This is a genomic window from Comamonas sp., from assembly GCF_036666375.1.
Classification (GTDB): Bacteria; Pseudomonadota; Gammaproteobacteria; order Burkholderiales; family Burkholderiaceae_C; genus Comamonas.
In genome coordinates this window covers 15,541-24,463 of record NZ_JAVWWA010000084.1, presented here as the reverse complement: position 1 = coordinate 24,463, position 8,923 = coordinate 15,541, and the positions used below count along the sequence as shown (strand labels likewise).

General features: G+C 64.6%; 12 protein-coding genes. 2 read left to right on the top strand and 10 right to left on the bottom strand.

All coding sequences use genetic code 11. The annotated features are described in order from the left end of the window. Nucleotides 1–38: 38 nt before the first annotated feature. Nucleotides 39–1,082 carry a P1 family peptidase gene (locus RR928_RS18145; protein WP_332683640.1) on the bottom strand — a complete coding sequence of 348 codons (1,044 nt, stop codon included), beginning with the start codon at nt 1,080–1,082 and terminating at the stop codon, nt 39–41. Nucleotides 1,083–1,138: 56 nt separating this feature from the next. Further along, nucleotides 1,139–1,900, bottom strand: coding sequence for an MHYT domain-containing protein (locus tag RR928_RS18140; RefSeq protein ID WP_332537867.1), 762 nt, complete (start codon nt 1,898–1,900; stop codon nt 1,139–1,141). Between the two features lie 344 nt (nt 1,901–2,244). Here RR928_RS18140 and rlmD point away from each other — a divergent pair, with 344 nt between their 5' ends. After that, nucleotides 2,245–3,702 carry a 23S rRNA (uracil(1939)-C(5))-methyltransferase RlmD gene (rlmD, locus tag RR928_RS18135; RefSeq protein WP_332537866.1) on the top strand — a complete coding sequence of 486 codons (1,458 nt, stop codon included), beginning with the start codon at nt 2,245–2,247 and terminating at the stop codon, nt 3,700–3,702. Between the two features lie 48 nt (nt 3,703–3,750). On the opposite strand, the gene RR928_RS18130 is transcribed toward rlmD, so the two are convergent. Next, nucleotides 3,751–4,116 (bottom strand): hypothetical protein, encoded by a 366-nt coding sequence (locus RR928_RS18130; RefSeq protein ID WP_442881499.1) that lies wholly within the window; start codon nt 4,114–4,116, stop codon nt 3,751–3,753. 117 nt (nt 4,117–4,233) lie between these two features. Beyond that, nucleotides 4,234–4,923 (bottom strand): Bax inhibitor-1 family protein, encoded by a 690-nt coding sequence (locus RR928_RS18125; RefSeq protein WP_332683635.1) that lies wholly within the window; start codon nt 4,921–4,923, stop codon nt 4,234–4,236. A gap of 197 nt (nt 4,924–5,120) precedes the next feature. Between RR928_RS18125 and RR928_RS18120 the strand changes: the two genes are divergently transcribed. Next, complete coding sequence (locus RR928_RS18120) at nt 5,121–5,528, top strand: GlcG/HbpS family heme-binding protein (RefSeq protein ID WP_332537863.1); 408 nt, start codon at nt 5,121–5,123, stop codon at nt 5,526–5,528. Between the two features lie 163 nt (nt 5,529–5,691). On the opposite strand, the gene hemP is transcribed toward RR928_RS18120, so the two are convergent. From hemP to RR928_RS18090, 6 genes are all read right to left on the bottom strand, one after another. Beyond that, nucleotides 5,692–5,850: a hemin uptake protein HemP gene (gene hemP, locus RR928_RS18115; protein WP_442881498.1), complete on the bottom strand. Its 159-nt coding sequence runs from the start codon at nt 5,848–5,850 to the stop codon at nt 5,692–5,694. A 231-nt stretch (nt 5,851–6,081) separates the two neighbouring features. Then, nucleotides 6,082–6,492: an ExbD/TolR family protein gene (locus RR928_RS18110; RefSeq protein WP_332537862.1), complete on the bottom strand. Its 411-nt coding sequence runs from the start codon at nt 6,490–6,492 to the stop codon at nt 6,082–6,084. Nucleotides 6,493–6,494: 2 nt separating this feature from the next. Beyond that, nucleotides 6,495–7,220 carry a MotA/TolQ/ExbB proton channel family protein gene (locus RR928_RS18105; protein WP_332537861.1) on the bottom strand — a complete coding sequence of 242 codons (726 nt, stop codon included), beginning with the start codon at nt 7,218–7,220 and terminating at the stop codon, nt 6,495–6,497. Nucleotides 7,221–7,235: 15 nt separating this feature from the next. Beyond that, entirely contained in the window at nt 7,236–7,931 is a 696-nt protein-coding gene (locus tag RR928_RS18100) for an energy transducer TonB (RefSeq protein ID WP_332537860.1), read from the bottom strand. Nucleotides 7,932–8,030: 99 nt separating this feature from the next. Next, the gene (locus RR928_RS18095; protein ID WP_213301175.1) at nt 8,031–8,297 is read right to left on the bottom strand and encodes a (2Fe-2S)-binding protein; all 267 of its coding nucleotides are present in this window, start codon (nt 8,295–8,297) and stop codon (nt 8,031–8,033) included. A gap of 122 nt (nt 8,298–8,419) precedes the next feature. After that, nucleotides 8,420–8,923, bottom strand: a 504-nt coding sequence (locus tag RR928_RS18090; protein ID WP_332683630.1) for an alpha-hydroxy acid oxidase, incomplete at its 5' end; no start/stop codon positions are given.

Below are 8,923 nucleotides of genomic sequence, written 5' to 3'. Positions count from 1 at the left end.
TTTTTGGGGCCTGTTTTCATTGGAATGGGACCTGACCCCTACCGTTCGCCCTGAGCCTGTCGAAGGGTGGACGGCCCGCCCTCGATATCCCCAGCCGCCGGCAACCACAGCCCCTCGGCTGTCTTGATGCCGCGCGCGCAAAGCACGGCGCGCAGCGTTGCCTGCGCCGTCACCTCCGCCGCCATGGTCGCCAGCGTCATCATTCCCAGCGTCTTGCCGCTGGCCCCCGTGCCCAGCGCGAACAGCGTGTCGCCGTCCGACATGGTGTGCACCGGGTTGATCGCGCGTGCCAGCCCGTCGTGCGACACCACGGCCAGGCGATGTGCCTGGGCCTTGGTGATGCGCGCGTCGGTGGCGATCACGCCTATCGTGGTGTTGGTGCCGGCAAGCACGGGGCGCGGCGCTTCGCCGCGCAGCAGCGCACGGCGCGTGTCGCGCAGCCGCAGGCCGTCCTCGCTGCGTGCGCCCGCGATCACCCGGCCGGTGTCGGGGTCGAGCACATCGCCCAGCGCATTGCAGGCAATCAGCGCGCCCACGGTGACGCCGTCCACGGTCACCGAAGCCGTGCCCACGCCGCCCTTCATCGCATGCGCCATGCCGAACACCTTGCCCACGCAGGCACCCATGCCCGCGCCCACATTGCCTTCGGCCGGCGGCGCGCTGCTGGCCGCAGCGCAGGCGGCGTAGCCCGCAGCGGCGTCGGGGCGTATGCGCGCATCGCCCACGCCCAGGTCGAACAGCACGGCCGCGGGCACCAGCGGCAGGCGCGCGTAGCGCACGTCCAGCCCGACATCGTGTTCTTCGAGCCAGCGCACCGCGCCGCTGGCTGCGTCCAGCCCCCAGGCGCTGCCGCCCGCGAGCAGCACGGCATGCACCTGCTCGACCAGATTCGTGGGGTGCAGCAGATCGGTCTCGCGCGTGCCCGGTGCCGCCCCGCGCACATCGACGCCGCCCACGGCGCCGGCGCGCGCCATGACCACGGTACAGCCCGTGGGCCGGCGCGTGTCGGTATGGTGGCCGACTTCTATGCCTTGGACGCGCGTGATGCTGCCGGCGTCGCGGAGTTCAGGAAGAATGCTCATGCCGCCATTATGGGCAGGGCCTACACGCAGGGCGATGCAGGAGGTGGAAGGCGGCTTCAGCCGGGGCGGCGCGTGACAGCCCGGCGGCGTTGCGGGTCGAACAGCAGATCAATGGCAATCGCGCAGGTCATGCCCACGGCCAGCGTGATCACCAGCAGCGGCAGGTCCATCACGCTGATGACCGTAGGGCTGGTGGGAATGGCCAGCCGGTTGTCAGTGGTGCAGATGAACTCCGCGGCCGACATGCCGGTGTAATGCATCGCGCACACGGCCAGCGCCATCACGGCCGCCGCGCCCATGCGCGCGACGGCGCTGCGCGTATTGAAGGCCAGCCACAGGGCAGCCGTGGCCGCGACAAAGGCAATCAGCACCGAGATGGCCACCACGTCCAGCGACCAGACGAAATAGCCGCCGAAACGCATGCCGTACATGCCCAGGTAGTGCATGGTGGCCGCGCCCACGCCGAGCATGGCGCCGGCGGAAATCAGGCGCGCCCAACTGCGCGGGTTCTTGGCGACGATGGCCAGGCCCCAGGCGGCCGCGAGGCAGGCGGCGAGCAGCGAAACCACGGTCTCGACCATCGAGTAGCCCAGGCCTATGTCCATCTTGAGCGCAAGCATGCCGACAAAGTGCATGGACCAGACGCCTATGCCGCCGAGCGCGATGCCGGCAATGAGCAGATGCGCAAGATGGCTCCTGCCGGGCTGGGTCTGCATGCGGTGGGTGGCGGACAGTGCCGCATAGGAACCTATGGCCGATATGAGGTAGGCCAGGATCACCAGTGGCGTGCTGTAGGTCGTCTGAATCACTTCGTTCATGGTTGCTCCTTCAAGAATGCGGTAACGCTTTGTCGGGCCATGGGTGCGTGGGGGCACCGGAGTCATCGTCGGGAACGATATCAAGTGATTCACTTTTTTCTTTTAATAACAATTTAGCCGGCATACGTATTGCCCGCAATGTCCGCTTTCGTGATCGTCCAATGTCGGCCCGCCGCGGTCTATGCAGAGTGCGCCTGGCCTGAATTTCAGGAAAACCCGCTGCACGAACCCAACTGGCTGTGATATGCAGCGCTGTGTGGATGCGTTACGCCGCCGGCCATGTCATGGCGCGCAATTTCCCTGCAAATGCGTCGCCCGATCGCGGGCCTGAGACAATCGCCGCCATGAGTGACCTGAGCGAAAACAATCCCCCCGCGAATCTCCCCGAATCCACCTCGGAACTGCCGCCCGGCTGGTACGAGGTGCTGTCCATGGACATGGATGCCCAGGGCGTTGCCCGGCAGCCCGATGGCAAGGTCGTGTTCATCGATGGCGCCTTGCCTACGGAGTTGGTGAGCGCCAACATCCATCGCAAGAAAAACAGCTTTGAGCGCGGCAGTCTGACGGTCATCCACCGCGAATCTTCCCAGCGCGTGACGCCCGGCTGCCCGCATTTCGGCCTGCATGCAGGCGCCTGCGGCGGCTGCAAGATGCAGCACATGCATGTCTCGGCACAGGTCGCCGTCAAGCAGCGCGTGCTCGAGGACAACCTCTGGCATCTGGGCAAGGTCAAGACCGAAACGGTTCTGCGCCCCATCGAAGGCCCGGCCTGGGGCTACCGCTACCGCGCGCGCCTGTCGGTGCGCTACGTGATCAAGAAGCAGAAGGTGCTGGTCGGCTTCCACGAGCGCAAGAGCCGCTACATCGCCGACATGGAAGTCTGCCGCGTGCTGCCGCCGCATGTCGACAACATGCTGATGCCGCTGCGCGCGCTGGTCGCGTCGATGGATGCGCGCGAGACCCTGCCGCAGATCGAAGTGGCCTGCGGCGACGATGTCACCGCGCTGGTGCTGCGCCACATGGAGCCGCTGTCCGAGGCCGACCAGGGCCGGCTGCGCGCGTTTGCCGCCGAGCAGAACATCCAGTGGTGGCTGCAGTCCAAGGGGCCCGACACCGTGCAGCTCATGGACCCGCCCATCCAGGATCTGGCCTACAGCCTGCCCGACTTCGGCATCACCATGCCGTTCAAGCCCACGGACTTCACCCAGGTCAATCCGCACATCAACCGCGTGCTGGTGACGCGCGCGCTGCGCCTGCTCGATGTGAAGAAGAGCGAACGCGTGATCGACTGGTTCTGCGGCCTGGGCAATTTCACGCTGCCGCTGGCCACGCAGGCGCGCGAAGTGCTGGGCATCGAGGGCAGCGATGCGCTGGTTGCGCGTTCACGCGACAACTACGCGCGCAACCAGGCCCAGCGCCTTGAAGGCGATGCGCTCGCGCCCACGGATTTCGTTGCCCGCAACCTGTTCAACATGACGCCGGAAATGCTGATCGCCGACGGCGTCGCCGACAAATGGCTGGTCGATCCGCCGCGCGAAGGCGCGTTCGCGCTGGTCCAGGCGCTGGCCGACATCCACCAGGCGCGCCTAGGCGCCGAGGATGCCGTGGTTCTGCCCGAGGGCAGCGAAGCCTGGCAGCCGCCGCAGCGCATCGTCTATGTGAGCTGCGCCCCCGCAACCCTCGCGCGCGATGCCGATCTGCTGGTCAACAAGGCGGGCTACCGCTGCGTCAGCGCGGGCGTGATCAATATGTTCCCGCACACGGCGCATGTCGAAAGCATGGCCGTGTTCGAACGCATCTGACGCGCCGGCCCGGCCCGCCTGCGCTGCAGGCAGGGCCCTGGCAGGGCATCAGCTGCGATTGCGCGGCGCCGCGGGACGCAGCTCGGTCTCGATCTCGCTGTCGGGCGTGCGCGCGGGCTTCTCGCGCTGCGTGATCACCGAAGGCGTGCCTTCGATCTTGTTCTCGCGCATGTACTGGTCCATTTCCTTCCAGCCCGCGAAGACCAGCGCCTTGGTGGCCTTGGGATTGAGCGAGTAACAATCTTCGAGGCCGCGCAAGGCATGGCGGCAGGCGCTTCCTACCGCCTTGGCCTCGTTCTCGCGCGCGATGGCCTGGGGCGTGGGCCCGAGGCCGGGAATGTTGCAGCCGGCAAGCAGCAGCAGGGGGAGGGCGAGAAGTGCAGACCGCATGGTGGTAGGGGCGTATTTGGACATGTCCCTTGCATTATCGGCAGCTTGCGTGAAAAGTTAAGGCCTTCTTGCGGCCGCGGAGTCGAGCGGCCCATGAAAAAAGGCCCCGCAGGGCCTTTTCGAGGGGAGCGGGGCCGCCGATTACTCGCGGTCGCCGCCCAGGCCCAGCAGGCTCAGCATGAACTGGAACACATTGAACAGGTCCAGATACAGTGCCAGCGTGGCGCTGATGTAGTTGGTTTCGCCGCCGTCCATGATGCGCTTGAGGTCATAGAGCATGAAGGCGCTGAAGATGCCGATGCCGGCCACGGAGATGACCATCATGCCGACGGTCGAGCCGACAAACATGTTGACCAGGATGCCGACAAACAGCACCATCGCGCCGACGAACAGCCATTTGCCCATGCCCGACAGGTCGCGCTTGATCACGCTGGCCACGCTGGCCATCACGAAGAACACGCCGGCCGTGCCCGCAAAAGCGGTCATGATCAGCTCGGAGCCATTGCTGAAGCCCAGGATCTGACCAATCAGGCGCGAGAGCATCAAGCCCATGAAGAACGTGAAGCCCAGCAGCACAGGCACGCCTGCGGCCGAATGCTTGGTCTTCTCGATGGCATACATGAAGCCGAAAGCGCCCGCCATGAACACGACGAGACCGACCACGCCGCTCAGCGATGCCGTGATGCCCGTGGCAACGCCTACCCAGGCGCCGAGTACCGTTGGCAGCAGGCTCAGCGCGAGCAGCCAGTAGGTATTGCGCAAGACCTTGTTGCGCTGTTGCTGCGAGACACCGTAGCCCGCAGAGCCCAGTGTGGTGACTTGTTCATTCATTCGGACGTTCTCCTTTGTGCATGCACGATTGCATAGTTCATTCTAGGTGGCGACGGCAAGCGGCGTTTGCAATACCCGGTTGCGATCAATTGGTTTTAGTTGTGAATCTTTTGCGCTGGAAGTGCCCAGTTGGCGTCGGTTTGCCCGTTATGCTGTTCCTTTTTCGCCCATACCCGATTACTACACGGAGCCTTTGCATGAAGACCAAGCACGAACTCGAACTCGCCGACGTGAAAGCCATTGCCGCCGCAGCGGAAGCCGAAGCATTGAAGAACAAATGGGCCGTGAGCATTGCCATCGTCGACGACGGTGGTCATCTGCTGTGGCTGCAGCGCCTCGACGGCGCCGGCGCCATCTCGGCGCAGATCGCTCCCGCCAAGGCGAATACTTCGGCCCTGGGTCGCCGTGACTCCAAGATCTATGAAGACATCGTCAACGGCGGTCGCACGGCCTTCCTGAGCGCTCCCGGCCTCAGCGGCCTGCTCGAAGGCGGCGTGGCCATCGTCAAGGACGGCCAGGTGATTGGCGCCGTCGGCGTCAGCGGTGTGAAGTCGCATGAAGACGCGCAGATCGCGCGCGCCGGCATCGCCGCCATCGGTCTCTGATCGGGCGCCATCCTCGGGGCCGGTCTGTACGGTCCCATTGAAAAAGCCGGTCGCTGACCGGCTTTTTGCATGCTGCGCGGGAAAAAAGCCTGGCTACGCGGACAAGCTCCGTTGGCTGGCAAAACGGCCCGGATGTACGGGCCGCCCCACGATGAAACAGTGATTATTTGGTGAGGATCAGCTTGCCCAGCTTGGTGGCCTGCAGGCGGTAAGGCATGCCGTTGTGCAGGATGGTGACGGACTTGCGGCCCTGCAGCAGCTCGGTGCTGTTCATGCCCAGCGCGCTTTCGGCGTGCATTGTTTCTTGCAGGGGCTGGGACATCTGAATGGAAATTTGGCTGGCTTGGCCTGTACGGGGCAGGGAAAGGGTAGCGGGCATGTGTTGATCCTCAGGTCGGTGTGTTTGCTAATGATATTGATTCTCAATAACATGTCAATCGTTTGCGACCCGGCTTTGTAAATAAATCATTCAGCCAGCTCTGGGCGCCCTGCGCCATGCAAAAAGCCCTGCCTTCGCGCGCGAAGGGCAGGGCTTTTTGCGGGGTGGCGCAGTTTATTGCGTGGGGTCGGTCACGAAGCCGATCTTGCGCACGCCCGCGCGCTGCGCGGCCGCCATGGCCTGGGCCACGCGCTCGTAGCGCACGTTCTTGTCGCCGCGGATATGCAGGTCCGCCTGCGGGTCCTTGGCACCTTCGGCCTGCAACTGGGTCAGCAGCGCTTCATCGGTGATGGGTTGGGCGTTCCAGTGGTACTTGCCTTCGGCATCGATGCTCAGGTTGACCGTTTCCGGCTTCACGTTCTCGGGCTGGTTGGTTGCCTGCGGCAGATCGACGTTGACCGAATGCTTCATCACCGGAATGGTGATGATGAAGATGATGAGCAGCACCAGCATGACGTCGACCAGCGGCGTCATGTTGATCTCGTTCATCACCTCATCGGAATCGTCCTGGGTTCCGAACGACATGGTCAGGCACCTTTCTTCAGCGGCAGCACCTTGGCCGGCTCGCCTTCATTCTGCACATTCACGCGGGCGCCGGTCACGAAGTAGGCGTGCAGGTCGTGCGCGAAGCTGTTGAGGTTGTTGAGAATGGACTTGTTGCCGCGCACAAGGGCGTTGTAGCCCAGCACGGCGGGAATCGCCACGGCCAGGCCCAGGGCCGTCATGATCAGCGCTTCGCCGATGGGGCCGGCCACCTTGTCGATGGTCGACTGGCCCGTGGAGCCGATCGCGACCAGTGCGTGGTAGATGCCCCAGACGGTGCCGAACAGGCCGATGAACGGCGCCGTGGAGCCCACGGAAGCCAGGATGGCCAGGCCGCCTTGCAGGCGAGCGGTGAATTCGTTGATGGTGTTGCGCAGGCTGCGCGTGACCCAGTCGCTGATGTCCAGCGAGTCATGCAGATGGGCACTGCTCTTGCGGTGGTGGGCCGTGGCTTCACGGCCTTCGAGCGCCAGGTGGCGGAAGGGGTTAGCGGGATCGGTGCCGAGCTTGGCCAGGCCGGTGCCGAAGTCTTCGCTGTGCCAGAAATCAAACGAGGCGCGCGCATGCTTGCGGTACTTGAAGATGTCCAGCGCCTTGATGATGATCACGATCCACGACACGAGAGACATGCCGATGAGGATGACGGCGATGGCGCGGGTGACGAAGTCCCCCTGGGTCCAGACGTTGGCAATGCCGAAATGGGAATCCATGAATACTCCTGAAAATTATTCGAGAACAAAATTGATGGGCACGATGTTCCACATGGCTTCGGGAACACCATTGCGCTTGCCGGGCACGAAGCGCCAGCGCTTGACCGATTCGATGGCCTGCTGGTCCAGGCGGTCAAAGCCGCTGGACTGGCGGATCTCTATGGTCTGCGGCTTGCCTTCGACATCGATGAACACACGCAGCACGACCTTGCCCTGTTCGCCCATGCGCCGGCTGATCGACGGATAGCTGGGCTTGGGGTTGTTGAGGTAGGCGGCATTGCTCGACGGCAGCTGGATCACCGGCGGCGCAGGCGGCGCCGGCGGTGCTGGCGGCGTGGGCGGAGCCGGAGGCGCGGGCGGCGCCGGCGGGGCTTCGGTCACGGGCGCAGGATCGGGTTCGACCACGCCCACCGGCGCGTTGGGGCGCGGCGTCGGGTCGGTGATCGCCTTGGGCATGGGCGCCTTGCGCACCACGGGCTTGGGTTGTGGCTTGGGCGGCGGCGGTGGTGGGGGCGGCGGCGCGACTTCGGGTGCAGGCGGTGCAATGAACTCGGCCAGCACTTCGGCGGGGACCACCAGCTCCACGGCTTTGCGCATCAGGCCGCTTTGCAGTGCCCAGATACCGGCCACGTGCAACAGGACTACGGAGCCGGCAATGACGGCATTGCGGCTCATCCCCCCGGAAGAGGAAAATCGATCAGACTGGGACATATACGAAAGGTGGGTCAGCGCGCACTACACCTGGACCCAGGGGCGGAAAAAGCCAGGTTCATCGGCGGAAAATCCACCAGGTGCATCCAATGACGAGGATCAGGCTGCCGAGCAGAACGGGGAAGAGGGCCATGCGTTGCTTTCCAAGATATTGTTGGCAAGCTGGATCGGCTGGGTTGCGTTCTGGATATGGGCAACCGCTCCCGAAGCACTGCACTGCGCAACCACGTCGCGGGCGCAGTTTTCACAGCGTCCGCATTGGGTGGCTACACCAAGTTCAAACTGGATTTCGTCAAAACTCATACCCGCATGCGCGTGGCGTGCGATTTCGCGGTCAGAAACCCGGCGGCAAACACAGACGATCATGGCAGCAGGCAGTTGTGGCTGGCTATTGAAGGGATGAAAAGAATTATAAATGAGAACTCATCGCATTCGTAATTCGTAATTCAGCCGGGAATTATGAAGGGCTTTCCGTCAACGCGCACGCATCAATCCTGCAGCAGCGCGGGCGTGGCTTCGGCCAGAGTGGCGCAGCCGGTCAGCGCCATGGCGATTTCCAGTTCATCGCGCAGCAGGCGTAGCACATGCGCCACACCCGCGGCGCCTGCATTGGCCAGGCCCCAGACGATGGGCCGGCCCACCATCACCGCGCTCGCGCCCAGGGCCATGGCCTTGAGCACATCGGTGCCGCGGCGAATTCCGCCGTCGACGATCACCGGCAGCTGCGCCGCGTTGCCGGGCCCGGCCTGTAGCGCCTGCACGATGCGCGGCAAGGCGCGCGCCGTTGCCGGGGCGCTGTCGAGCGTACGACCGCCGTGGTTGGAGACAATGATGCCCGCGGCCTGCAGGCGCGCGGCCTGCAGCGCATCCTGGGGATGAAGAATGCCTTTGAGCAGCACCGGCAGGCGGGTCTGGGCCTGCAGCCAGGCAAGGTCTTCCCAGGTGGGCGCATGGCGCAGCATGCCGGCGCACAGCGCGCCGTCGCCCGGCGC